This is a genomic window from Streptomyces sp. CNX435 (genome assembly GCF_059570575.1).
Genome location: NZ_JCANTA010000020.1, coordinates 70,588 through 95,345 on the forward strand (window position 1 = coordinate 70,588; position 24,758 = coordinate 95,345).

The window sequence follows — 24,758 nt, forward strand, 5'->3', positions numbered from 1 at the left end:
GTGCCCGGCGGATCATCGGGCACCGCTCCGGTACGGCCCTCGCGGGCGCGAGTCGCCGGCATCCCGCGCCCGTGGCTGCCACGCCGGTGCCACCTCGCCGCATTCGCCTCGCTCAGCGCCGCCGGCCAGGCCGAGTCCGTGCTGTCGTTCGTCACCACCGCCGTGCTGGTCCGGGTCGCCGGTCCGGCGGAGGCGGGGCAGGTGTTCTTCGCGCAGTCCCTGGCGACGGTCTGGTTTCTGGTGTGTGACCCGCGCATGGAGGACGCCATGCAGCACTTCGTGCCCGCCGCGCAACGGGGGGGCCGTGGCCGGGGTACCAGGCTCTACCACCGGTTGCTGCGGGTGGACATCGCGACGGGCGCGGTGGCCACGGTCGTCGGCGTGGCGATCGTGATCGCCGGCGCCGCTTCCGGACGGCTTCCCGACGAGCAGGGAACGTTCCTGGTGCTGGCGGTGGTGGCCGCGGGCACGGCCACCCCCTCGGGCAGTGCGTCGGCCGGCTACGCCCTCGCCGACCGGCTGTCCCGGCTCGGCCGGATACGCGTGGCGCTGGCCCTGGCCGGGTGCGCGGTGACGCTGCTGGCTCTGCTGGCCGCCGGGCCGGCCGGCTACCTGGCAGCAGGCGCGGTCTCGAGCCTGGCGGCCACGGTGCTGCTCACCGCCGACGCCTGCCGCCACATGCGCCGGGCCTGTGGGGTTCCTCGCGGCGGAGTCGGTGGCGGAGCCGACAGGAGAGGTGATGAAGGGGACGACGCCCGGCTGCCCGCGGGCCTGGTCCCCTTCGTGATGAAGAGTTCGGTGACCGCGTCGGTGGCCGTGGCCGCCGAGAACGGCGTCTCGCTCCTGGCCGGGCTGCTCGGCGGGCCAACCCTCGTGACGTACCTCAAGGTCGTCGCCGCGCCCGGCCGCCTCCTCGCCAGCGTTGTCAACCCTGTGTCCGCGCAGCTTCACCCGCGCCTGGCGCGGGCACGCGCCGGTGGGCGCCCCGCGGCGGTGATGCGTGACGCGCTCCGCGCCAGCGCGGTGACGTCCGCCGTGGGCGGAGCCGGCGTGGTGGTCGCGGTCCCCCTGTGCGGTCCGGTGCTCGGTCTCGTTTACGGCCCGGCGTACGCGGCATTGGCCACGCCCGCCGTGGTGCTGCTGGCCGCGGCCGCGCTGCGGGGCGCGGTCGTGTGGGGGAAGGTGCTGCCGTCGGCACTGGGCCGCCCCGGTGTCCGGCTGGTGTTTGTGACAGCCGAGGGCCTGGGTCTGCTGGGTGTGCTGGTCGTCGCGGTCCGGAGCTGGTCCGGCGCCTCGGCTGTGACCGCCGCCTTCGCCTGGGGCTCGCTGTGCCTGGTGGTCTTCAGCACCGCCGGCTGGTTCGCCGCTCTGCGGTCTCTCGTCAGGGCGATGCCCCCGCCGCGTGGCCCGGCGGAGCCGAGCCGCGACCGGTCGACGGGGGATTCCCCTCCTTGAGCGGCCCGTTACCGCACGGCGCGTCGTCCGCCCGGCCAAGAGCCAGGCCGGCGTAGACGAAGAACAGCAGCGTCAGCATGGAACCGGCGAAGAACGTCATCTCGGAGAGGGACATGGCGAGCACGGCGACCGTGAACAGCAGGGGGGCGTCGCTGCGGGCGGCGCGCAGTGAGCCCAGCAGCGCGACCAGAAACAGGGTCAGCAGCAGCAGGCCCGGGACTCCTGTGAAGGCGAAGACGCTGATGAACAGGTTGTAGGGCAGGACCTCCTCGGGAGTGTCCGACAGGTGCTCCCTGAGGTACTCCATGGACGAGACCTCCCCCCAGCCGCTCCCGAAGACGGGGTTGGCCATGCCGTCGCGAATCCCGTTGCCGATGCTGTGTACCCGGTATCCGACGCTGTCCGCGTTGAGGCCGAACCGCTGGGACACCGAGTCGACGATCCCGAACCCCAGCACCGTCATGCCCAGGAGGACGGCGACGAGCCGGACCGGCGACGGCCTCGGCATCCGCCAGACGACGAGCATGACGGCGGCGGCGAACCACACGCCGCGGGTCTGCGTCAGCAGGATCCCGCCCAGCAGAGCCGCGGCGACCACCCAGCGGCCGGTGAAACGGAGTTCGCCGCTGAGCAGGGGACACAGCGCGGCCAGCAGCAGCATTCCGGTCTGCGCCGGATCGCCGATGTCCAGGCCTACCAGGCGGGCCTGCCCCTGAAGCACGCCGCCGGCGAGGTTGACCAGGGCGTAGCAGAGGACCACGCCGTAGACCACCCGCCGCTCGGTGCCACCGCGACGCGACAGTGCCATGAACGCCGCTGCGTAGACAGCGATCCGCAGCAGGGGTGTCGCCGACGCCCCGGCGATGGCCGTGGCCAGGAGTGACCAGGCCAGGAAGAGCACCAGGGACGGGCCGACGAGCCGGCGCGCCGCTCCCTGACCCTCCTGGCGTGAGAGCGCCGGCACGCGCACCAGATACATCAGCAGCAACAGGTCGCTGGCGAGCAGCGGCCCCACCACCGGGGACATGAGCGCGGTGGTGCCCAGCCCGTGGACCATCACGACGGCCGCCGCCAGCAGCACACCGGGCGGCAGCAGCAGAGCCGCGGCGACCGCGACCGCCCCGACCAGGGGAACCACCCCCCACCCCGCGTCACCCCCCGCCCGGGCCGCCTCGGACTCCGGCGACGCCAGCAGACCGGAGACCAGATCACCGTGCGCGGCGATGCCGTACGTGAGCAGGAGCAGGCCGGCCGCCACGCCTGCCAGCGGCAGGACGCCATCCCGGGACGGGCTCCGCATCACACGATGTCGCACGGTTCCTCCCCCTGCGCATCCGACGACGACCGCGCTCAGTCTGCCGCGAAGCGTGCACGGAAGGGCCCGCAAGCGGATTAGATACTTCTTTCAGGTGAATTTGACGCATCATCACCCATATGGCTCCATGCCATGTCACTCTGATGACAGAGGGCGACAGCTCGACTCCGGGAGTCTGTATGGACGGCAGTGCGGAACCGGCCGCGCCCCCCCCACGGCGGCGGGTGCTGCGGCTGGAGCACGTGGCGGACCATCTCATTCCCGCGCTCGTCGAGATGGAACGACGGGCCCACCAGGCAAGCAGCCACTACGACGACGAGCCGTGGCGGGCGGAGAACTTCACCCGCGCGCTGCCCGGCAAGCGAGAGCTGAGCCTCGTCGCCGTGGTTCGGGGCGGGCCGGTCGGTTTCCTCATCGCCTCCCGGCAGCAGCACGGGGCGCACATCCACCGGTTGGCCACCGACCCGGGCCACCGGGGCACCGGCACCGCCTCCCAGCTGCTCGACCACTTCCTCGCCGAGGTCCCCGGGACCGTGACCGTCGTCTGCGACCCCCGCAACAAACCGGCGCTCTCGCTCTACGAACGCGCGGGATTCCGCGTTACCGGCAGCACACCGGCCGGGAAGTCCGCGCTGGCGCGCCCGGGCCCGGCCCGTGCCGCCAGGACGTCGGCAGAACGGTGAGAGGACACCACGATGGTCTGCAGTAACCCGGCATTCGAGCGGAGCCTCTTCGTAGGGGCCCACCTCGACGACATCGAGCTCGCGGCCGCGGGCACCGCCGCCCGCCTGGTCCAGGCCGGGGCGCTGGTGCGCTTCCTGGTGATGAGCACCTCCGCCTACACCGCGTACGACGGAAGCCGCTGCCGCGAGGCCGGCGTGGCGGTGGCGGAGGGGAAAGAGGCCGCCATGACTCTGGGCGTGAAGCAGCTCGACATCCTGGAGTTCCCGGCCAAGGACGTGGAGAACCACTCGACCGTGGTGGAGGCCATCAACGAGGTCGTCGACGACTTCAGACCCACCCTGGTCTTCACCCACTGGCCGTTCGACACGCACCGGTCCCACGCCAACACAGCGCTCGCCACCCTCGCCGCCGGCAGGTACTACAACTCCATCGTCATGTACGAGCCGATCACGCCCGCCGGGCGTAGCTACGTCGGCTTCCGGCCCCAGCTGTACGTCAATATCGACGGCACCGTCGAGCTGAAGCTCCGGGCGTTGCGCCAGCACCGGTCGGAGTACGAGAAGTACGGCGGGGAGAAGTGGATCGAGGGCGTCGAGGCCCGCTCCCGCTACCGGGGCTACGAGATGGGCGCCCGGTACGGCGAGGCATTCGAGATCTCCCGCATGGAAGCCCTGATGTGACGGGGGGCAGCATCGTGAGGGTCACCATCCATCAGCCCGAGCACCTGCCATGGCTCGGCCTCCTCGCCAAGGTGGCCGCCTGTGATCTGTGGATCGTGCTCGACTCGGTCCCGTACCGGAAGAACTACGTCCAGAACCGCAACCGGGTCCTGCTGGACGGGCGTCCCACCTGGCTGACCGTTCCCGTGTCCGCACCCCTCGGCACCCCCATCCACGAGGTGCGGATCTACGAGGTGCCGCACTGGCGGCGGCGCTACCGGGGACGGCTGACGCAGGCGCTCGCCGTCACCCCGGGGGCGAGGCGCATGAGCCCTGTGCTGGAGCTGCTCGACGCGGCACCCGTCGGCGGCCACCTGGCCGACCTCAACCTCGGCCTCGCCGACTGGCTGCTCGGCCAGTTCGGCGTCACGGTCCCCCGCGTGCGCGCCTCCGGGCTCCGGGTGCCCGGGACCCGAAGCGAGCTGCTGGTCAACCTGTGCCGGGAGGTGGGCGCCGACGAGTACCTCTCGGGTCCCTCCGGACGGGAGTACCTGGACCTGCCGGCCTTTGCCGAGCAGGGCATCACCGTGAGATTCTTCGACTTCGGCCACCCCGCGTACGACCAGGGCGACGCGCCGTTCGTCCCCTGCCTCTCGGCGGTCGACGCCTGGGCGCGGCTGGAACCGCCCGAACTGCCCCCGCTGCTGTCCCACTACAGGCTCAGCCCCTCATGACCGCCCAGCATCCTCCGCACAGGCTCACGGTCGTGACGTTCTCCGCCGCCCGGCAGCCGAACGTCACCGTCTCCAAGGACTTCAGCACCTGGGAGGCGCTGGGCGAGCAGCTCGGCCGGGCACACTGCGTCTGGGCGGGCCCGCCGCTGGATTTGCGGCGCGGATCGCTGCACGTCGTCAGGCGGCCGCGCCGGCCCGGCATGCGCTCGCTGGCATGGGTGGCCGGGGCGGTCGCGACCGGCACGCGGCTCGCGCGCGCCGCCGCCCGCCAGGGAGAGGTCGTGGTGCTCAACGGCGCCGAGCCGTGGGGGTGGCTTGCCGCGTGGCTGGTCTCGCGCCGCGTCAGGCGTCCCTGGCTGATGGACGTGCACGGCGACTACCTCGGGCTGCCCGTCGCTTCGCTGGGACGCCGGCGCCGGGCGGTGCTGCGCCGGGCCGTCGTGGTGTTCGCCCGGCGCAGCACCGCCCGCCGCGTCGTCGCCCGGTCGATCGCCGACGCGCTGCGGCGACGCGGCATCTCTTCCGTCCTGATCCCCTCCCGGCTGCTTCCCGACTGGGAGCAACCCCTGCCGCGCGCCCGGCCGCCGCTGGCAGATCCCTCCGCTCCCCGGCTGCTGGCGGTGGGCCGGCTTCACCCGTCGAAGGGGTACGACCTGCTGCTCGCCGCTGTCGCCGAACTCGTCGCGACACTGCCCGGCCTGCGGCTGCGCATCGTGGGGGACGGGCCGCTCCGGGGCGCCCTCGCGCAGCAGGCCCACCACCTGGGGCTCGGCGGCCATGTGGCGTTCCTCGGCGCGCAGGGCGTGGCGGAGGTGCGCGAGGAGATGGCCGGCGCGGACCTCTTCGTCATCTCCTCGCGGGACGAGGGAATGCCGCGCACGCTGATGGAGGCCGCGGCCTCCGGCGTTCCCGTCATCGCCACCTCGGTCGGCGGCATCCCGGCGGCCACCGAGGGCTGGGAGAGCGTGACCCTGGTCGACCCCGAGCCGGCGGACATCGCGGCGGGCGTGCGCCGCGTCCTCGGATCTCCGTACAGCGCCGGGCAGCTGGAGGCGGTGCGTCGCCGCGCCCTCGCGACGTACGGCTTCGAGACCAACATCGCCATGCTGGCCACTCTCTTCCGTTCCGTGGCCGCTGCGCCGTCCACTTCAGACTGACACGGAGGGAAACACCAGAACATGAGCCATAACAATGCGAGGCGGGCGGAGATGCTCCGCCGATGGGTCAGGCAGGCGGGCGTGAGGCCGGTCGCCTCGGTGCTGAGCGGGCATCTGGCGATGCGCGCTCTGGGGGCGGGCATCCGCCGGTGTACCCCGCCGGGCATCGCGGACTTCACTCGCTCCGGCGGCGAGCTGGCCACGTCGGCGGCCGAGTTCCTAGCGAGCCTGGGATGGCAGCCGAGTCAGGTCGCCGAGGTGCTCGGCGAGTACCGGGAGGTCGCCGGGCACCTGGCTGCCCGCTACGCCGAAACGGAGCTGTACTACCCGAGGACCCACGGCGTCGAGGCCGAGACCAGCGCCGCGCTCTACGGTCTCGGCAGGCTCCTTCGGCCGGGATGCGTTGTGGAGACCGGGGTCGCCGACGGCCGCTCCTCCTGGCTGCTGCTCGCCGCCCTGGAACGCAACGGGGCAGGCGTGCTGCACAGCTTCGACGTCAACGCCACCGCCGGCCGCCTGGTGGCCCACCACCCCCGGTGGCAGCTGAAGATCCTCAGCACCGCGTCACCCGAGACCTCACTGAGACAGGCGCTGGCACGCATCGGGGAGATCGACCTGTTCTTCCACGACAGCGACCACATGTACCTGCCGCAGTTGTTCGAATATGGCGAGGCATGGCCCCGGATGACCCCGGGCGGGGTGCTCGCGAGCGACGACGTGAACTGCAGCAGGGCGTTCACCGACTTCTGCGCGGCCAAGAGCCAACGCCCCGCGTTCCTCTTCGACTCCAGGAAGATCAGCGGTGCGGTGCGCCTGGCCGCGGCGCCGCAGCCGCGTGCCGAGAACCCACAGCCGGTGGGCTAGGCCGATGGGACGGATGCCCAGGACTCAGCAGGAGGCGCGTCCCCGGCTGGTCTACGTCGTGCCCCACCTGTCCGAGACCGAGTCCGAGCACTTCGCGCACATCCCGGCACTGCTCGCCGCGCTCGGCGAGCGGATCGACGTCGTGGCAGCCGTCGAACGGGGCGCACCCCCCACCCGGCTGCCCGGGGTGCGCCTGCTGCTGCGCGTCCCCGGCCGGGGCCGGCTCGGCCGGGCGCTGGGCACGGCTCTCACGATCCACCGCTGCGCCCGCGCGGGCTATCGCACCTACTTCCTGCGCTACTCCACCCTGTTCGTGATCATCCTCATTCTTACCCGCCCGCTCTACCGCCACCGCATCCTGCTGTGGCGCAGCGGCCTGCCCGACGTGCGGGGGCCGGAGCAGCGCAAGACCCTCGGGGACCGGGCCCACGACGTCGTCAACCGGGTGACGGCACGGCTGGTGCACTGCCTGGTGACCGGTCCGGAGACGATGGTCCCCCTCATGGCCGGGCTCTGGGGGGTACCGCCTCACCGGATGAGGCTGCTGTACAACGACGTGGACGCGCAGCGGTTCGCGCCGCTGGATGAGGGGGAACGGGCGAGGGCCCGCGCCCGGCTGGGGTGGGGCGAGGCCGAGTTCGTCCTGCTCTTCGTCCACCGGCTGTCGTACCGGAAGGGCGTTCGGCTCCTGGCCCCGCTGCTCGCCGCCGTCAGTTCGGCCGTCGAGGACCAGGTGGACACGTCTGCGGCCGAATCCGCATCCGGGGTCCGTGTCCGCCTCGTCGTGGCCGGGGACGGGCCCGAGCGTGCCCGGCTGGCGCGGCAGGCCGCCGACCCCGCGCTGGGGGGGCGGATGTCGCTGCTGGGGGCGGTGCCCAATCGGGACCTGCCCGAGTTGTACACGGCGGCCGACTGCGTGGTCATGCCCAGCTACGAGGAAGGTTTTCCGCGCGTGCTGCTGGAGGCCATGGCCTCCGCCACCCCCGTGGTGACGACGGACGCCGGCGGATCCGCCGACGTCGTCGGCGCCGGCTACCCGTACGTGGCGCCGGTCGGCGACCTCGACGCGCTCGTGGGCCACGTGTGCGCCGTGGCGTCCGCCGCCCCGGCGGAGCGGCGGGCACTGGGACGGCGGCTGCGGGCCCGAGCGGAGTGCGAGTTCTCCCCCCAGCGCGTCGCCGCTATGCTCCACGACCTGCTGTGAGGGCCGGACACCGCGCGCGCCGGTTGGGTCGGCGGGCGCGGCCCTGCCGCGACCGGGGATCCAGCGCGATGTCCGGGCGACTCGCCGTAGTGTGCCCCGACGTCGAGAAAGACCCGCATGGTCCTGACTCCTCTACGCGGTCCGGGAGGACAGCCAGGCCCATTGGCGTTCGACGCCCTCTCGCAGGGCTACCGAGGGCCGGTAGGCGAGGAGCGTGCGGGCCTTGGAGAGGTCGGCGGCGGTGGTGCGCACGTCACCCGCCTGCTCCTCGTCGGCCGTCACAGGGACCTCCTTTCCGGTGACGTCGGCGACGTGCCGCAGAACCTGGCGCACCGTCACACTGTCTCCGCCGCCGACATTGACCGCCTCGGCGGTGGCGGGCGCGACGGCGGCCGCGATGGTCGCCTCGACGGCGTCGGTGACGAAGGTGAAGTCCCGGCGCTGTCGCCCGTCCCCGTACAGCACCAGCGGCTGCCCTGTGAGCACCGCGCTGAGCATGCGCCCGATGGCCATGTCCGGCCGCTGCCGGGGACCGTAGACGGTGAAGTAGCGCAGCGCGACCACGCTGGTCGGGCTCCCCGGCGCCAGCGCGTAAGCGAGCGCGAGCCGCTCCGCGGCAAGCTTGGTGACGCCGTACGGCGAACTCGGGGCCGTGATGCCATCCTCGCGCAGCGGGCCGGTACCGGCCGTGTCGCCGTAGACGCTGGAGGAGGAGGCGAGGACCAGGCGGGGTACGCCGAGCGACTGGGCGGATTCCATCAGCCGCTGCGTGGCCAGCACGTTGCAGGCCAGGTAGTCGCGGAAGGCGTCTCCCCACGACGGCCGGACACCGGGAAGGCCGGCGAGATGGAAGACGGCGTCCGCGCCCTCCAGCCACCGCTTCAGCCCGTCGGTGACCAGGTCGCCGGAGGCCAGCCGGAAGGCGGGCTCACCGAGTGCGTCGCGGAGGTTCCGCGCCGCCGCGTCGTTGGTCTGGGGGGAGCGCCGGTCGATGCCGAGGACGGTGACCCCCCGCCGCAGCAGGGCATCCACCAAGTGGGATCCGATGAAGCCGGCGGCGCCGGTGACGACCGCGCGTTCGATGCGACGCGCGGGGCTTGTTGTGCTCATCACTATGTTCCTTTCATTGCCTTGCCCCCACCTGGAGTCGATCCCGCACCCAGTCCATGCGGTGCCGCGAGACGGCCAGCACGTCGGGTCCTTGAGCGGGCGCGCGGGATGCCGGCGTCAGCTCGTTGCGGTCCGGGTCGTAGAGCGCCAGGTCGTAGCCCTGGTCGTCGAGCCATCCGAGGAGCCGCGCGCGGGAGGATCCGTAGCGGCCGAGGAACCGGTCCACGAACTCGACCATCCACACCGCCGGCTGCCCACGCGTCATCAGCCGGGTGGCGCCGAGGAGGGCCTGGTGCTCGGCGCCCTCCACGTCGAGCTTTCCCATGGCGAACGGCCGCTCGGGCAGCACGTCGTCGAGGCGCCGGACGCTCACCTCCGGCCCGGTGGCCTCGTCGGCCTCGCTCCGGATGCGGGAGCCGACGCCGTTCAGTACGAACGGCACCCGGCCCGGCTCCGCGCCGATCGCCACGTCGTGGACGGTGACCCAGTCCAGTTGGCTCGCCCGGACGTTGTCCCGGAGGCGGTCCAGGTAGGCCGGGACCGCCTCGAAGGCGTGCACCGCCCCGGTGGGGCCCACGAGCTTGGCCGCCAGCAGGGTGAACATGCCCTCGTTGGCGCCACCGTCGATGAAGCCGTCGCCCGGGCGGAGGAAGCGCGCCATGAAGGTCATCTCCTCGTAGTCCGGCAGCCCGCCGAAGTAGAGGAACCGGCCCACCTGGGAGCTGTCCCGGTACGCGCGGAACGGCATGCCGCCGTACACGCTCAGGTCGAACGGCCGCCCGATGAGCCGCTTGTACGCCTGCCATCCGGTCATGGCGGCCAGGGCGCGGACCCGGCGCCCGCGGTTGGCGGGGTGGTTCCAGATCATCCTGATCATGCCCTGGACGGTGGTGGGCATCTGCCGGCTCCGTTTCCTGGCTGGACGGGTGGGGACGCGCGTGGGCGGCCGGCGGCCAACTCCCTGTAGAGGTCCTCGAACCACACGGCGGTCGAGGCCATGTCGACCACGGCGGCGTTCTCACGGGCCCCCGCCCGCAGCCTGCGGTGGGTGTCCGGGCTCATCGCCTCGAGAATCCCGGCGGCCAGGGCCTCGGCCGACTCCGGCTCGGTGAGGATGCCGTTGTGCCCGTGGCGCACCAGGTCGGGCACGCCGCCCACGGCGGTGCACACCGCCGGCACGCCCGCGGCGAGCGCCTCCATGATCACCACGGGCAGAGCCTCGTGGTGTGAGCTGAGGACCACCAGGTCGGCACAGGCCGCGAGCCGTCTGGCGTTCGCCACCTGGCCGAGGATGCGGACCCGCTCGCCCAGCCCGCGCCGCGCGATGTCGCGGGCGACCGCGGTGCGCAGTTCGCCCTCGCCGGCCAGGAGGAACACGGTGTCGGGTCGCCGGCGCACCACCCGGTCGGCGGCTCTCACCAGCAGTGAGTGGTTCTTGATCCAGGTGAAGTTGGCGACGCAGACCACGGCGAACGCCCCGTCCGGCACGCCGAATTCCGCGCGGGTGGCTGCCGCCCGTTGCGCCCAGTGCCGCTGCTCGGCGAGGTTGACTCCGTGCACTCTGCTGACGAGGTGCCGGGCGCCGCGGGTGGTGGGGGCGCCCGTCACGAGCGGGGAGACGGCCACCGTGACGTCGTCCAGACCGATCGTCAACCGGTTGAGGAGGGCGGTGGGCCACCGCAGGTGGACGCTGTGCATGGTCGACACCAGCCGGGGCCGGTGCGGCAGCAGCCGGACGCAGGGCCGCAGCAGGCTGGCCGGCAGAGGTGAGTGGATGTTGACCACGTGCGGCCGCAGCCGTCGCACCGTCGACGCCAGACGCAGGTAGGGGGCGGAACCCCGCGCTGGGGACAGGGCGACCACCGGCACGCCCGCGTCACGCAGCTCGTCGGTCAGCCCGCGGGTGCGGGTGCGCAGGCACACCACGGTGTACGACAGGCCGTCCCGTGGGGCGAGGCTGAGCCGCTCGGTCAGCAGCACCTCCGCGCCGCCCACGTCGAGCGTCTTGATGACCTCGCAGACCCGCACCATTCCGGCTCACCCCTGACACAGCGGTCTGTCGGACGGGAGGGCCTGGTCTGGGCCGAAGTGGCGATGCCACTGTTCCAGCTGGGTGAGTGCCCAGATGCGGTCGGCGTGGTCGTGGCCTGCCTGGTGCTCGCGTAGCAGTGCGCGCACCGCCTGGGGGCGGAACAGGCCCCGGGACACCGATGTCGCGTCCGTGAGCAGGTCGTGGGTGAAGTCCCGCAGTTCACCGCGCAGCCAGTCGGCCAGCGGCACCCCGAAGCCGGCCTTGCGCCGGTGCAGGAGGGGGGCTGGCAGCCACGGCTCGACCGCTTTGCGCAGCAGGTACTTGGTCTGGCCGCCGCGCACCCGCAGCTCGTCGGGGAGTGCCGCCGCCCACTCCGCCAGGTGGTGGTCGAGCAGCGGCGAGCGGGCCTCCAGCGCATGGGCCATGGTGGCGAGGTCCACCTTCGTCAGCAGATCGCCGGGCAGGTAGGTGTGGATGTCCACCTCCATCAGCCGCCCGACGGTGCCCGTTGCCGTGGAGGAACGCCACGCCTCGGCGAGCAGCCCTTCGCTGTCCACGGCGATCTGGCCGCGCAGGGCGTCGGTGTACAGCGCCCTCTTCTGCTCGGCGGTGAAGCAGGACACGATGCGCCCGTAGCGGCGGTTGACGGGGTGGGCCAGCAGCTGGAGCACCCGGGCCACGTCGCGCGGCCGGGACCGGGGCCTGCTGTGTGCCGCCAGGCCGTCGCCGAGACGGCCCAGGCAGGCCCCCGCCGGACGCGGGAGGGCCAGCCGGCCGGCCCGGCGCATCAGCGCGTAGCGCCGGTACCCGCCGAACATCTCGTCGCCGCCGTCCCCGGTGAGCACCACGGTGACGTGCTTGCCGCTCATGCGCGCCAGGCAGAGGGTGGGCAGCGCCGAGGAGTCGGCGAACGGCTCATCGAAGTGCCAGGCGAGCGAGGGCAGGAACTCGCCCACCGAAGGGGTGAGGACCACTTCGTGGTGGTCGGTGTGGTAGCGGCGGGCCAGCGCGCGGGCGTAACCGCGCTCGTCGAAGGATGGCTCGGCGGACCCGACGCTGAAGGTCTTGACGCGGCCGGGCGACAGCATCGCCATCGCCGCCACCACGGCGGACGAGTCGATGCCGCCGGACAGGAAGGCGCCGAGCGGACGATCGCTGACCATGCGCATGCGGGTGGCCTCCAGCAGCAACGCGCGCAGCCGGTCGGCTTCCTCGTGCTCGTCCGTCGCGGGTCGGGGAGTGAAGTCCAGCCGCCAGTAGCGGCGCAGCACCGCGGTGCCGTCCTGCCAGATCAGTACGTGGCCCGGGGGTAGCTTGCTGACGCCCTGGTAGATCGACCAGGGGGCGGGAATGTACCCGAAGGTCAGGTAGTGGTGGAGGGCCACCAGGTCCGGCCGGCGGGGCATCTCGGCGTCCTGTGTGAGCGACTTGAGTTCGGAGGCGAACCGCAGGCCCTTGCCGTCGGTGCGGTAGTACAGCGGCTTCTTGCCGAACCGGTCGCGGCCGAGCACGAGGCGGCACCGGCGGCTGTCCCAGACGGCGAAGGCGAACATGCCGCGCAGGTGGCGCACCAGGTTCTCGCCGTACCGCTCGTAGAGGTGGACCAGGCACTCGGAGTCGGTGCGGGTAGTGAACCGGTGGCCTCTGCCCTCGAGTTCCGCCCGCAGCTCGGCGAAGTTGTACACCTCGCCGTTGAAGACGGCCACGACGCTGCCGCCCTCGTTGTAGACAGGCTGGTCACCGGTGGCGATGTCGATGACAGCCAGGCGGCGCATGCCCAGGCTGGCATGCGGCTCGTCGTGGAAGCCCTCCCCGTCCGGGCCGCGGTGATCGATGACCCGGCACATCCGGCGGCTGAGAAGCGGATCGACGCCCTCGGCCGAGACCGCGCCTGCGATTCCGCACATCAAACGTCCCTTCGCAAGTACCGCAGGGAGCATGTCCTAAAAATTCATTTATGATAGCTACTTATGGCTTAAACAAGGCTTTCGAGTGAAAAAATGGATGGAGCTGGCACGTTGTCCCGTGTCACCGGCGATAGTGCGGCGGTATGAGGATCACGCGGGTGAGCTACCGGATCCCTCCCGAGCCCGGTGGAATGGAACGTCACGTCGAACGCCTGACGCGTGAGCAGATCGCCGCCGGGCACCAGGTGTCGCTGGCGTTCCGGCACGGGGCATGCGTTCCGGACGGCGCGGCTCGGATACCCCTGCGGCCGTCTGCCACGTCCCGCGTGCTGGCCACGGTGTCCGACAGGCTGGCCACCGCGGCGGAGGCGGCCCTGGCCCTGCGAGCCGTGGCGGGCGGTTCGCACGGCCTGGACCTGGTGCACCTGCACGGCGACCACGTCGAACTCCTCGTGCTGGGACCGGCGTGCCGGCGTCTGGGCGTTCCCCTGTTCGTCACCGTCCATGCGACGCTCAGCGAACGCCACCGCCGGCTGGCCCGGCACGCGTTCGGGTACGCGGCCGGGTTCGTGGCGCTGGGCGGGGCAACCGCCGCCGACCTGATGGCGCGGGGCGTGGAGGCGCGGCGCATCCTCGTCATGTCCAGCGGACTCGATCTCTCCCGCATGCCGCCGCCCGTCCCCGCGTCCGCCCGCGAGCCCGGCCTGATCGTCACCGTCGGTGCCCTCAATCCGATGAAGGACCACGCCCTTCTGATCACGGCGTTCCGCCAGCTGAGCCGCGACCGCCCCGGACTTCGGCTCGTGATCGCGGGCGACGGCCCCGAACGCGACCGGCTCGCGCGGCTGGCGGCGGCGGGCCCCGGGGTGAAGCTGGCCGGCGCGCTGCCGCAGGAAGAGGTCTACAACCTCGTCGGGCGGGCGCAGATCTTCGTGCTCGCCTCCCGCAGGCTCGCCGGGAAGGGAGAGGGCGTGCCGACCGCCGCGTTGGAGGCACTCGCCCTCGGCACGCCGGTCATCGTCTCCTCCCACGCCACCCTCGACCCGGTCGTCACCAACCCGGCGGCGTACCGCGTCTTCGCGTCGGGCTCGGCAGCGGGGCTGACGGCGGCCGTGGCCAAGGTGCTTGACGAACCCTGCACGCGGGAGCAGATGGGCACGCTGGGCAGGCAGGCGGCCGAGACACTGGACTGGCCGAGAGTGGCCCGCCGAGTCGAGAAGTGGTACGAGACGTTGCTGCACTGAATGCCCCGATCCGGTTCTGCGGCCGCCCAAGGGGCAGCAGGTCAGCTCACACGGCAAGGGGCGGCTGCAGTGCGCGGCCGCCCCCGCTACGGCATCGGTCAGCAGACCTGGGCCGGGTCACTCACAGCCGAATCCCACCACCAGCACCGGCACGACCGCCAGCCCGTCGTCGCAGGTCCAACTGTCGGAGAGTGTATTGATGATGAAGGGGCCGTTGATCGTGCCCAGCGTCGGGGCACCGGCCGACGCGTCGCAGTCGAAGGCCGAGACGAGGCCGGCAGTCGTGGCCGTTTCCTCGCAGTCGTACGTCGGCACCTGCTGGGCCGGCTGGGCGGCGACCGCTGTGCCGGCGGCGGTGGCAGTCAGCGCCAGTGCGGCGACGGCACCGACGGCCAGGCACCGCGCGGAACGCCGTACCGTTCGCATTCTCTTCATTCCTAGTCAACTCCTGCTCGTGCGGGATCACTGTTGAGTACCGAGTGCGAGAATCCGGCTTTCCTTCCGGGAACCGGCACTCGCATTCAGCACGATCAGACTGGCCCCGATTGAATGTACATAAACAGGCGCGCTGCGGTGGCAAAGATGCGTTTACGGCAGCACGGGTTGCGGTTCGGCGCGAGCGGCCGCTGTGACGAGAACATGCCCTGGAGTGTCAGGATCGCGCCGGTGGTACATTTTCAGGTCACGCGCTCCGCTTTACGGGTGAGTTCGCACATCACCTATTGCGGCCCGGGCCCCCGTATGGAGTACTGGAACTGTCCCATCGGTGGGTCGCCATCAGCTCCGCAGTAACGGTGACTGGCGGCGCCAATTGCCCGTCAGCCGGTGCCAGCGTCAAGCATCGGTTGGTGCGGCTCATTCCTATCAGTCCATCTCGACTCCGGCGGCACCGCGCGCGCCCCGCAGGCATCCCGATCCGGGAATCCGGAAAACGCGAACTCGAATCTTGAGCAAAGGAGACGACCGAGCCCCCCGACGCCTCCGCCGGCGCGTGAGGGCCACTAATAAGCGGCCCCGGCCGACCCCCGCCCCCCGGCCGGCCGGGGCTCTCGAAGTCCCCCGGGGAGAGCACTCTGCCATTCGCGCGGAGCGCCCTTCCCGCGGCCGGAAAGCCGCATCGGAGTAACCGCATCATTTACCACGTGAAGTTCACTCAGCACAACATCGGATCAAGCCGATGACCGCAGCAATCCGGGTGGAGTTTCCGCGACGGGATGTCACCGAAAGGCGGCCTGACGGTAGACCGGCTGCCTGACGCGGCTCGCCCTGCAGCTCGGGGCGCAGGTGCGGCGCGCGGGTGGAGCTGCCCGCGCACACGTGATCGAGTCGGTTGCTGATCTTGTGGCACGGCTGGTTCAGTTCCCCACGGGGGATGGAGATGCGGAGGAACACGAGCTGGCGACCGCATAACAGTCGAGGCCCAGGTCGCGGCCGATGCCGCGCAGGAGGCGCCCCGACCTGCACGTTCATCCCTCCCTCCTGGGATTGCCGAGAGGCTGTGCCGATGGTGCCGAGCTGACGACTCCTGGGCGCTTGCCAACGCGTCGCCTTTCGTCGCGCCCTGCAGCACCTCTTCCCGCCGATACCGCATTTGAAAGGAATAACTAATTAGAAGGTGGATGCGGTGCGCGATGGAGCGTCTCCTTCTCAAATGCTACTTGCGCGCCCGTACATGCAGCCTCGAAGCCGGTTCACCTCCCTGCGCGGTTGCCCAATAAAATCTGATGCATGAGAATGATTGCGGGGAGTCTGGGATTCGGCCGCTTGGTCAAATTTCCTCGTTGAGTGTCGGCAGGTTCGTTACACTCAGAGGTTCTTTGAAAGGATGGAGATGGCTGCCCGTAAGCTTGTTTCTCGCCAGCCGAATCAGAGACTTGAGGCCCTGCTGCATGAGGCGGGGATCTCGAACGCCGGACTCGCTCGCCGAGTCAACACTCGAGGCAGCCAGCGCGGTCTCAACCTGCGTCACGACAAGACTTCTGTGAGCCGGTGGGTACGTGGTCAGCGTCCTCGGATCCGCACGGCCGTGATCATCAGCGAAGTACTCAGCGAGAAACTTGACCGTACCGTATCGCTGGACGAAATCGGCATGGCGTACGGAAAGAATCTGGCCAGCAACGTCGGTCTGAAGTTTGCGTCAGATCTGGCCGACGCCACCCAGGTGACGTGCGAGCTCTGGTCCTGCGATGCCGATCCCCGTGGCGTGGTCTTCGGGCCTACGGTGGCGGTCTCTACCCTGATCGGTCCCAGCCGCGACTGGCTCATCACAGGATGCGACGCCGAGGTCTCCCGTGAGGGCGGCTCGCAGGTGCACATTACTGACGTGGAGGCGGTACGGGAGACGACTCTGGCGCTGTCCAGCCTTGACCGCAGCTTCGGCGGCGGCCACACTCGCTCGCTTACCGTGCACTATCTGAACGCGTTCGTCTCCGGGCTGCTCACAGGCACGTACACGGAGGCGATCGGCCGCAGGCTCTTCGCCGCCGTTGCGCAACTCACCAAGCACACCGCCCTCATGACGGTGGACATCGGCCGTCCCAGCCTGGCGCAGCGTTACTACATCCAGGCGCTCCGCCTGGCCCAGGCGGCCGGCGACCGCGCGCTCGGTGGATTCGTGCTGGCCGACGGTATGGCCAATATCGCGCCGTTTCTTGGCCACCCGCGAGAAGTGGTGCCACTCGCCCTCGCTGCCCGTGGCGGCACCCGCAACCACTCGACCCCGACCTTGGAAGCGCTGTTTCACCTGGCGGAGGCGCGCGGGCACGCTCTGGTCGGCGAAGCACTCTCCTGCGAGAAGAGCGCGGACCTTGCTATCAAGACATTGGACGAGGCATCCTCGGACGGCGAGCCCGAGTGGCTTGCAGACTTCACCGCGGCGCACCTGGCCGACGGGCTGGCTCACTGCTACCGCGACCTGGGCCGTCCGGCGGAGTCGGCGCGCTGGGCGCTGGCAGCGCTTGATGGACTACCCCAGCGAGACGTGCGCCGTCGCGCCATCGATCTGCTGTTGCTCGCCACCGCACGAGCCGAGGCCGGCGAGGTGACCGAAGGGTGCCACCACGCCTTGCGCGCGATGGAGTTACTCGGCGGGTTGCGCTCTCACCTCGGCATGGAGTACCTGAGTGATTTCCGCCAACGCCTGAATCGCAGCCGAGACAGCGAAGCGCGGCGGGAGTTCGAGGATCAGGTGGCCAGCAGCGGTATGACGTTGAGCAGCGGACAACGAGGGGAGGCTCGGGCCGGAGAGACGGCCGTAGGCCGCTGGCACGCTGCCGACCCCGGACTCCTGGCTCAGACACCGGCCGCGAAGTAGCGGTCAGCGACTTTCAGGGCCGGCACCGCAGCGGGGCTTGCTGCGGCAGAGCCTTTGTCGGGGCGGCGGTAGAGGTGCGGGCGGGTGACGCCTGATCAGTCGACGAATTGCTGGACGGTGTAGCCGCCGGAGTCGTACATCTCCCCCGCCAGATGTATCTGGCGGGGGCCGAGTTCGGGCTTGTGGCGTCCGGCGCGGCCGCCGGCGCGGGTGGCGGTGACGGCGACCAGTGAGCGCACGAGGGCTGCGGGGAGGTGCGCGAGACGAGCACCCGGAGACGCCCATGAGCCCGACGACGGATGCGGGGGCGAGCACGCCGACCAGGTCGAGGACCGGCAGCGGGAGACCGAGTACGTTCTGTACCAGTGGATTTCCGATGGCCGGAGGGCGTGAACCGCCTGTCGTGGAGGCGCTGAGGTTCCGGCGCGGTGAAGGCGAAGACCTCAGGGGGACTCTGCAAAGGGTGCCGCGAGGAGTGTCCGCTCTGGACGACGGGCTCCGGGAACGGCTCGATCACGCCCCGGAGCCCGTCAGGTGTGCGGCACCCTCAGCAGGGAATCAGTCCCAGGCGTTCGGACAACCCTTCGGCGAGTGCCGCGAGGGTATGGTGCCGCCACACGAAGTTACCGGCCAGTCGCACGCCAAGGACCGGTTCGATGCGCGCCCGCACCTCGGTGGCCAGCAGCGAGTCGAAGCCCAGGCTGCGCAGCGGGGTCTGCGGATCGATGCGGGCGCCGAGCCGCAGTACCGCGCGGATGTGCTCGGCCAGAAACTCCTCCAACGCCTGTAGCTGGGCGGGTCCCGCAGGCATGGAGCGCAGCCGCTCCACCAGTTCCCCCGGGCTTCCCGCGTTTCCGCTCGAACCGGCGTCGTCGTCCGGCCTGACGAGCCTGAAGAAGTCCCTGCTCCAGCCGGCTCTGGGAATCCATGTCACAGGGTCTCCGGGAATGACCCCGGCCTGGGCGCTCCCGTGCTCCAGCAGTTCCTGCAGCGCCCGAAATCCCTTCTCCGTAGGGATGGTCTGGTATCCGCGTCGGGCGAAATCGGTAGCTACCCCGATTTCACCCCATGGGCCCCAGTTGATCGCCAGTGTGGGCAGCCCGAGAGCCGTTCGCCAGGCCGCGAAGGCGTCCAGCCACGCGTTCGCTGCCGCGTACCCGGCCTGGCCGGGATTCCCCAGCAGCGACGCCATGGAGGAATGGACCACGAACCAGTCGAGCCGGTGAGAGGCGGTGGCCCGGTGCAGGTGCCACGCGCCGTCGGCCTTCGGTTTCCATGCCTTCTGGAGCCGTTCTTCGTCCAGTGTGGTGACGGCGGCGTCCGCCAGCACCATTGCGCCGTGCACCACGCCCCGCAGTGGCCAGGGCTGTTCCCCGACCGCGGCCAGCAGGCGCTCGGCGGTGTGCTGCTCGGCGATGTCGCCCAGCACGACCGTGATCTTGGTGCCGTGAACGGCGAGGTCGCGCAGTGTTGCCGTGGCCTGGGGGGCGGGCGCTGTACGCCCGTTCAGCACCAGATGACCGGCGCCCCGCTGGGCGAGCCACCGCGCGGTGGCCAGTCCCACGCCGCGTAGCCCGCCGGTGATGATGTAGGCCCCGTCCCGCCGCGCGGTCACCGGTACGGCAGGCAGCACGGCGACGGTCTCGTGTTGCGCTGGCGCGGTCAGCACCAGCTTGCCCAAGTGGCGCGCGCCCGCCATGAGCCGGAACGCCTCAGAGGCGGCGGTGATGGGAAAGGTCGTGCAGTGCAAGGGCGTGAGCCCGCCCGCCGTGAACTCGCCAAGCACCTCCCGCAGCACTGTTGCGAACACCTCTGGCTGTGATCGCTGAAGTTCGATCAGGTCGACCGTGCGGAACGTGATGTTGTGCCGCAGCGGCAAGAGCCCGAGCAGCTCATCGGAGAGGATGTCGCGCACGCCCAGCTCGATGAAGCGTCCGAAGGGGCGGAGTGTTTCCAGCCCGGCCCGGATGGCCGCTCCCGAGAGGGAGTTCAGCACGACGTCGACGCCCTCGCCGCCGGTCGCCTCCCGGGTCTGGTCCCGGAAGTCCAGCGTTCGGGAATCCATCACCTTGGTGATCCCCATGGCCCGCAGATGTTTGCGTTTCTCTTCACTACCCGCCGTGGCCAGCACCTCTGCCCCCAGATGCCGGGCGACGGCGATGGCCGCAAGTCCCGTACCGCCAGTCGCCGAGTGGATCAGCACACGCTCCCCGGGGACCAGTCGCGCGACGTGGCGCAGCGCGTACCAGGCGGTGAGGTAGGCGATCGGCAGCCCGGCGGCGGCGACTGCGTCGAGTTCCGGAGGGATCGAAGTGACGGCTCTGGCCGGCAGCGTGACGAACGAGGCAAAAGCGCCGCCCTCCAGATTCACGGCGAGTACATCGTCCCCGACGCGGAAGTGCTCGACGCCGGGGCCGACGGCCGTGACGACGCCGGCGCACTCGAAACCGATCCTTTCGCGGGAGTCGGTCGCCCCGGCGCCGGCGTCGGGGAGCAGGCCGAGGGCGATCAGGACGTCGCGGAAGTTCAGCCCGGTGGCGGTCACGCGCACCTCCACCTCGTCGGCGCCGGGCGCGATCCGGGGTGACTCGGCCAGCTGCAGGCTCGTCAGATCGCCGGGGCGGACCACGCGCAGCCGGAATCCGTCCTCGCCGCTGCGCGCCATGCGTGCGGCGACGGGAGCTCGCTCGCCCTTCGTCAGTGGCGTCCGCTCCAGTCTGGCAACGTGCCGCACTCCGCCGCGCAGCGCCACCTCGTCCTCGAGGTCCTCGGCGTCGTACGCCTGGTCAGACATCAGCTCACGGGCCAGCTCCCGCATGGCGGAGTCTTTGCCGCCATTGCCCGTGTCCCGGCCAGAGCCAGAGTCGGCATCCGCATCGACCAGAGTGGCCTGCAACTCGGGGTGCTCCAGCGCCAGCACCCGTACCACGCCGCGAAGCGCTCCCTGGGCCGGATCGGCAATATCGCCGGGGCGCACCCGGCGAGCGCCCCGCGTCACGGCGTAGAGGCGCACGGGCCCAGCCGCCACTCCAGTGATCGCCTGTGCGACGGCGAGCAGGAGCCTGACCTGCCGCAGGCCCACCACCGCCGGGTCCTGCCCCACCTCCCTGTGGCACAGCACCGCTACCGCTCGGGGTGGCTCCTCGGACGTCCCCAGCCGCGCGGCGAGTGAGGCCGCCAGCCCCTGCAGTCCTTCCTGAGCGGGGGGCTGCTCCCAGACCTCTGCCTTCCCGCCAACCGACTCGATTGCGCGGGCCAGCGCACGGGGACTCTCGGTACTCTGCTCTCTCTCGCTGATGATCAGCGTCGTGCCGGGCGCCGACAGTTCCTGCGACGGTGTACGGCGCGGGGACTCGTGCCATCTGATGCCGCTGAACCAGCCGTCCACCGCCTTGGAATCAGTGGCCGCGCGTCGTGTGAACTTCAGGCCGTCGATGGACAGCACGGGCCTGCCTGCCTGGTCCAGCAGCCGCACGTTGCCGATGAGGGCATCATCGGTCCTCTCGACGATGTGCGAGTGGCAGTACACCGCGGTGGCCGGATCGCCCAGGACGCGCAGGTCCCGCATCCCGACCGGGAGCAGCGTGCCCGAATCGGCTTCCTCGATCAGCCGGGTGGCGACGAGCTGGGCGCACAGGTCGATCAGCACGGGATGAATCCGCAGCGACGTGTGCCCGGACTGCCCGGCCTTCTGGGGGACCTCGATCCGTGCCCAGTAGCTCTCGCCGTCCTCTGCGCCGTGCAGCTCCGTCACCCCTGCGAAGGCCGGCCCGTGGGTGAGTCCACGGGCCCGCAGGCTCTCGTAGAGGGTGCTCGGGTCGAGGCGCCGGGGATGCCGGGAGGCGGAGGAGTCAGCCGATGAGGGCGAGGGACGCGGCACAGGCGCGCGGCGGCGCAGCACAGCCGTAGCCTGCAGTACCCAGGCGTCCTTCTCGCCTTGTGCGTAGATTTCACACCGGGCGTGGTCGGCGTCCGTCATTGTCACGGTGGTGCTGACGGGGGTTCGCTCGGTGAGCCGGAGGAGCTCCAGGAAGCGCAGGTCGGTGATCTCCACCTCGTGTGGTCTGGCGTTGAACGCATCGCAGGCGCAGCTCAACGCGATGGCGCAGTGGACCGCGCCCGGGAGAGCCACCGAGCCGTACACCTGGTGATCCGCCAGCCAGGGGAGGCGGGAGATGCCGGTGTCCCCGTGCCAGCACAGGCGGAGCGGTGTTCCGGGAATCTCCGTGCGCCTGCCGGGAAGCGGGTCACCATCCGCGCCGGCCGGGCTTGCCTCCGCCTCCAGGCGAGGTTGAGGGATCTCCGGCCGGGTGAAGTGGCGCGTGCGGTCGAACGCGATGGTGGGCACTTCCGCGAGCTGCCCGTCCGCGTAGAGCACGGACCAGTCCACGAAGCCCCCGGCGCAGTGCAGCGCCGCCAGCTGGACGCGTAGCGTGGCGAGTTCGTCCTCCTCTCGAAGCAGCGTGGGCAGTACCACCGGCTCGGCCGCCTGATCGGTCAGTGCGGTGAGGCTGCGGGTGAGGGCCCGGCTCACCACGGGGTGGGGCGAGATCTCCACGTAGAGCGGGTGGCGGTCGGCTGCCGCGGCGGCTACGGCGGCGGCGAACCGTACCGGGCGACGCAGGTTTTCGCACCAGTAGTCGGAATCGAAGGCCGGCTGCTGTTTGGGGTCGTCATGCACCGTCGAGTAGAAAGGCAGGCGCGGTGAGCCGGGCGTCAGGCCGTCGAGAGCGGCGCGGAGATCATCGAGCAGTGGGTCCACCTGCGACGAGTGGGAGGCCACGTCCACCGCGATGGTGGACGCCGGAATGCAGCGCGCCTGCCAGTCCTGCACCATCCGGTGTACGCGGTCCGCGTCGCCCGACACGACGGTGGACCCGGGGGCGCCGAGTACCGCGATCGAGACTTGCCCGGCCGGGACGTCGGGGTCCGCGTCGGCTTCGGCGATCTCCGCCTCGACCGTCTCCGCGTCCAGTTCGACGCTCGCCATGGCACCGCTTCCGGCGATGCGCTCCAGCAGCGCGGAGCGGCGGCAGATCACCCGTACCCCGTCCGGCAGCGACAACGCCCCGGCGACCACCGCGGCGGCCACCTCACCCATCGAGTGCCCGATGACTCCGGCCGGCTCCACGCCGTGGCCACGCCAGGCAGCGGCGAGGGCGATCTGCAGTGCGAAGAGCACCGGCTGCACCCGTCCGCAACCGCTCACCGGCTGGCCTTGGCGCACCACATCCAGCACGGAGAATCCGGCCTCGGCGCCGATGAGTTCGTCGACTTCTGCCAGCGCCGATGCGAAGTCCGGCACGGTGCCGAGCAGTCCGCTGCCCATTCCGGTCCATTGGGAACCCTGCCCGGAGAAGACCCACACCGGCCGGCGGGAGATACCCGAGCCGACCGAGCCCGTTACTACATGTGGCTCCGTCTGCCCGGCGGCGTACATCCGCAGCGACTCCGCAAGCCGGTGGTGCGAATCGGCCACGACACCCAGCCGGCCACGTCCCGGGCTACGCCGCATCGCGAGCGTGTGGGCGATGTCCCGAAGCGGCACGCCCGCACCGCCGCCCTCCAGCCACTCGGCCAGGCGGAGCGCAGCGGCCGGCAGCACAGCGGTCGAGCCGGCCGGGACCAGGAAGACCTCCGGTGCGGGCGAGGGCGCGGGGGCGGGCACCGCCGGCTTCGGCCTGCCCCGGCCACCGCGTGACCTCCTGGTGGGAGGCTGCTCAAGCACCGCGTGGGCGTTGGTCCCGGCGAATCCGAAGGAAGAGACGGAAGCCAGCCGCGGCCCGGAGCGGACCGGCCATTCGCCAAGCCTGGTGGGCACGAACAGTCGCGTGCCCTCGGGCCGGCACGCCGGATTCCAGGCGGTGAAGTGGAGGTTGGGGGGGATCAGGCCCCGGCCGAGGCTGCCGATGGCCTTGATCAGCCCGGTGATGCCGGCGGCCGGCTCAAGGTGGCCGAGGTTGGTCTTCACCGACGTCAGCGCGCACCGGCCGCCATCGGTCCGGCGCTCGCCGTACACCGCGGCCAGACTGGCGAACTCCGCCGGGTCGCCGACCGGCGTGCCGGTGCCGTGTGTCTCGACCATGCCGACGTCGCGCGGGTCGACGCCCGCCGCGGACAGTGCACGGATGTACAAGGCCCGCTGAGCATCGGGGGAGGGAGCGGCCAGTCCTTCCGAGGCACCGTCCTGGTTGACCGCCGAGCCACGTAGCACGGCCAGCACCCTGTCGCCCGCCCGCACCGCATCGGCGAGTCGCTTGAGCACGACCACGCCGCAGCCCTCCCCCCGCACGAAGCCGTCGGCGGCGGCGTCGAAGGCGTGGCAGTGCCCGGTGGCCGAAAGCATGCCCATCCGCGCGAACGACTGTGTGATCCGGGGCTGGAGGATGAGCGACACTCCCCCGGCCAGAGCGAGCTCGCACTCGCCCGCATTGAGGGACTGGGCAGCCAGGTGGAGCGCCACGAGGGAGGAGGAACAGGCTGTGTCCAATGACAGCGACGGACCTCGCAGGCCAAGGAGGTAGGAGATCCGGCCCGGGGCGACACAATGACCGTTGGTCAGGACAGAGCCCTCCAGCTCGCGCGGGTGGCCCGTGAGCCCGTCCATGTAGTCGTGGTAGCTCATGCCGGTGAAGACGCCCACAGGCACGCCGTTGAGTGACTCGGGGCGGAATCCGGCGTGTTCGAGAGCCTCCCATGCCACCTCGAGCAGCAACCGGTGCTGCGGGTCGAGAACTTCGGCCTCACGGCCGGAGACGCCGAAGAAGTCGGCGTCGAAGCCTGAGACGTCGCGCAGGAAGCCGCCCCAAGGGCGGAGCTGAGCGTCCGTACAAGCACTCAGCTCCGCCCGGTCCGGGGGCAGCTCGCCGACGGCGTCGCGTCCGTCCGCCAGGAGCTGCCAGAGGGCGGCAGGGGAATCGGCGTCGCCGGGCAGCCGGCAACCCGCGCCGAGCACGGCGATCTCCGCGCCACTCCCCCTCCGCGCGGCATCGAGGAGTTCCCCGCGTTCTGCCTGCCCGGCAGCCTCGTCGTGCACGCGGGCCGGCGTGTGTGGGTTGTCGTCCATGACTGACCTCTCTC

The 24,758-nt window shown here is 71.1% G+C and carries 17 protein-coding genes; 9 read left to right on the top strand and 8 right to left on the bottom strand.

Going from position 1 to position 24,758, the window contains the following annotated elements; genetic code table 11:
- Entirely contained in the window at positions 1 to 1,455 is a 1,455-nt protein-coding gene (locus T328_RS27225; protein WP_496498828.1) for a lipopolysaccharide biosynthesis protein, read from the top strand.
- Here the strand turns inward: T328_RS27225 and T328_RS27230 are convergent.
- On the bottom strand, positions 1,382 to 2,770 hold the full coding sequence (locus tag T328_RS27230; RefSeq protein ID WP_496498829.1) for an O-antigen ligase family protein: 1,389 nt from the start codon (positions 2,768 to 2,770) through the stop codon (positions 1,382 to 1,384). The genes T328_RS27225 and T328_RS27230 overlap by 74 nt on opposite strands.
- Positions 2,771 to 2,949: 179 nt before the next feature.
- Between T328_RS27230 and T328_RS27235 the strand changes: the two genes are divergently transcribed.
- Genes T328_RS27235 through T328_RS27260 form a run of 6 tightly spaced genes read left to right on the top strand, consistent with a single transcriptional unit; the run spans position 2,950 to position 8,072 of the window.
- A complete protein-coding gene (locus tag T328_RS27235; RefSeq protein ID WP_496498830.1) occupies positions 2,950 to 3,453 on the top strand; it encodes a GNAT family N-acetyltransferase in 504 nt (167 codons plus the stop codon).
- A gap of 12 nt (positions 3,454 to 3,465) precedes the next feature.
- Positions 3,466 to 4,134, top strand: coding sequence for a PIG-L deacetylase family protein (locus T328_RS27240; protein ID WP_496498831.1), 669 nt, complete (start codon positions 3,466 to 3,468; stop codon positions 4,132 to 4,134).
- Positions 4,135 to 4,148: 14 nt separating this feature from the next.
- The gene (locus T328_RS27245) at positions 4,149 to 4,847 is read left to right on the top strand and encodes a WbqC family protein (RefSeq protein ID WP_496498832.1); all 699 of its coding nucleotides are present in this window, start codon (positions 4,149 to 4,151) and stop codon (positions 4,845 to 4,847) included.
- Positions 4,848 to 4,879: 32 nt separating this feature from the next.
- Complete coding sequence (locus T328_RS27250; RefSeq protein WP_496498833.1) at positions 4,880 to 6,004, top strand: glycosyltransferase; 1,125 nt, start codon at positions 4,880 to 4,882, stop codon at positions 6,002 to 6,004.
- Between the two features lie 21 nt (positions 6,005 to 6,025).
- On the top strand, positions 6,026 to 6,868 hold the full coding sequence (locus T328_RS27255; protein ID WP_496498834.1) for a class I SAM-dependent methyltransferase: 843 nt from the start codon (positions 6,026 to 6,028) through the stop codon (positions 6,866 to 6,868).
- 13 nt (positions 6,869 to 6,881) lie between these two features.
- Positions 6,882 to 8,072: a glycosyltransferase family 4 protein gene (locus T328_RS27260; RefSeq protein WP_496498835.1), complete on the top strand. Its 1,191-nt coding sequence runs from the start codon at positions 6,882 to 6,884 to the stop codon at positions 8,070 to 8,072.
- A 132-nt stretch (positions 8,073 to 8,204) separates the two neighbouring features.
- On the opposite strand, the gene T328_RS27265 is transcribed toward T328_RS27260, so the two are convergent.
- The 4 genes from T328_RS27265 to asnB are packed head-to-tail and all read right to left on the bottom strand — an operon-like array spanning position 8,205 to position 13,121.
- Positions 8,205 to 9,182 (bottom strand): NAD-dependent epimerase/dehydratase family protein, encoded by a 978-nt coding sequence (locus T328_RS27265; protein WP_496498836.1) that lies wholly within the window; start codon positions 9,180 to 9,182, stop codon positions 8,205 to 8,207.
- A gap of 13 nt (positions 9,183 to 9,195) precedes the next feature.
- Complete coding sequence (locus T328_RS27270) at positions 9,196 to 10,080, bottom strand: FkbM family methyltransferase (protein WP_496498837.1); 885 nt, start codon at positions 10,078 to 10,080, stop codon at positions 9,196 to 9,198.
- Entirely contained in the window at positions 10,056 to 11,213 is a 1,158-nt protein-coding gene (locus T328_RS27275; RefSeq protein WP_496498838.1) for a glycosyltransferase, read from the bottom strand. Before T328_RS27275 ends, T328_RS27270 begins: the two co-directional genes overlap by 25 nt.
- A 6-nt stretch (positions 11,214 to 11,219) precedes the next feature.
- Positions 11,220 to 13,121, bottom strand: coding sequence for an asparagine synthase (glutamine-hydrolyzing) (asnB, locus tag T328_RS27280; RefSeq protein WP_496498839.1), 1,902 nt, complete (start codon positions 13,119 to 13,121; stop codon positions 11,220 to 11,222).
- 191 nt (positions 13,122 to 13,312) lie between these two features.
- On the opposite strand from asnB, the gene T328_RS27285 reads away from it, so the two are divergent.
- The gene (locus tag T328_RS27285) at positions 13,313 to 14,365 is read left to right on the top strand and encodes a glycosyltransferase family 4 protein (protein ID WP_496498840.1); all 1,053 of its coding nucleotides are present in this window, start codon (positions 13,313 to 13,315) and stop codon (positions 14,363 to 14,365) included.
- A gap of 117 nt (positions 14,366 to 14,482) precedes the next feature.
- Here the strand turns inward: T328_RS27285 and T328_RS27290 are convergent, their stop codons facing one another.
- Positions 14,483 to 14,800, bottom strand: coding sequence for a hypothetical protein (locus tag T328_RS27290; RefSeq protein WP_496498841.1), 318 nt, complete (start codon positions 14,798 to 14,800; stop codon positions 14,483 to 14,485).
- 1,396 nt (positions 14,801 to 16,196) lie between these two features.
- On the opposite strand from T328_RS27290, the gene T328_RS27295 reads away from it, so the two are divergent.
- Positions 16,197 to 17,678: an NsdA family TPR-like regulatory protein gene (locus T328_RS27295; protein WP_496498842.1), complete on the top strand. Its 1,482-nt coding sequence runs from the start codon at positions 16,197 to 16,199 to the stop codon at positions 17,676 to 17,678.
- A gap of 95 nt (positions 17,679 to 17,773) precedes the next feature.
- Here the strand turns inward: T328_RS27295 and T328_RS27300 are convergent, their stop codons facing one another.
- Complete coding sequence (locus T328_RS27300) at positions 17,774 to 17,917, bottom strand: hypothetical protein (RefSeq protein ID WP_496498843.1); 144 nt, start codon at positions 17,915 to 17,917, stop codon at positions 17,774 to 17,776.
- A 308-nt stretch (positions 17,918 to 18,225) separates the two neighbouring features.
- Complete coding sequence (locus T328_RS27305; protein WP_496498844.1) at positions 18,226 to 24,744, bottom strand: SDR family NAD(P)-dependent oxidoreductase; 6,519 nt, start codon at positions 24,742 to 24,744, stop codon at positions 18,226 to 18,228.
- Positions 24,745 to 24,758 lie beyond the last annotated feature (14 nt).

Bases quoted from the DNA above. Each gene is read 5' to 3' on its own strand.
- T328_RS27235 (WP_496498830.1), top strand. From the start codon at position 2,950: ATGGACGGCAGTGCGGAACCGGCCGCGCCCCCCCCACGGCGGCGGGTG.
- T328_RS27240 (WP_496498831.1), top strand. From the start codon at position 3,466: ATGGTCTGCAGTAACCCGGCATTCGAGCGGAGCCTCTTCGTAGGGGCC.
- T328_RS27255 (WP_496498834.1), top strand. From the start codon at position 6,026: ATGAGCCATAACAATGCGAGGCGGGCGGAGATGCTCCGCCGATGGGTC.
- T328_RS27260 (WP_496498835.1), top strand. From the start codon at position 6,882: ATGCCCAGGACTCAGCAGGAGGCGCGTCCCCGGCTGGTCTACGTCGTG.
- T328_RS27265 (WP_496498836.1), bottom strand. From the start codon at position 9,182: ATGAGCACAACAAGCCCCGCGCGTCGCATCGAACGCGCGGTCGTCACC.
- T328_RS27270 (WP_496498837.1), bottom strand. From the start codon at position 10,080: ATGCCCACCACCGTCCAGGGCATGATCAGGATGATCTGGAACCACCCC.
- T328_RS27275 (WP_496498838.1), bottom strand. From the start codon at position 11,213: ATGGTGCGGGTCTGCGAGGTCATCAAGACGCTCGACGTGGGCGGCGCG.
- asnB (WP_496498839.1), bottom strand. From the start codon at position 13,121: ATGTGCGGAATCGCAGGCGCGGTCTCGGCCGAGGGCGTCGATCCGCTT.
- T328_RS27285 (WP_496498840.1), top strand. From the start codon at position 13,313: ATGGAACGTCACGTCGAACGCCTGACGCGTGAGCAGATCGCCGCCGGG.
- T328_RS27290 (WP_496498841.1), bottom strand. From the start codon at position 14,800: ATGAAGAGAATGCGAACGGTACGGCGTTCCGCGCGGTGCCTGGCCGTC.
- T328_RS27295 (WP_496498842.1), top strand. From the start codon at position 16,197: ATGGCTGCCCGTAAGCTTGTTTCTCGCCAGCCGAATCAGAGACTTGAG.
- T328_RS27305 (WP_496498844.1), bottom strand. From the start codon at position 24,744: ATGGACGACAACCCACACACGCCGGCCCGCGTGCACGACGAGGCTGCC.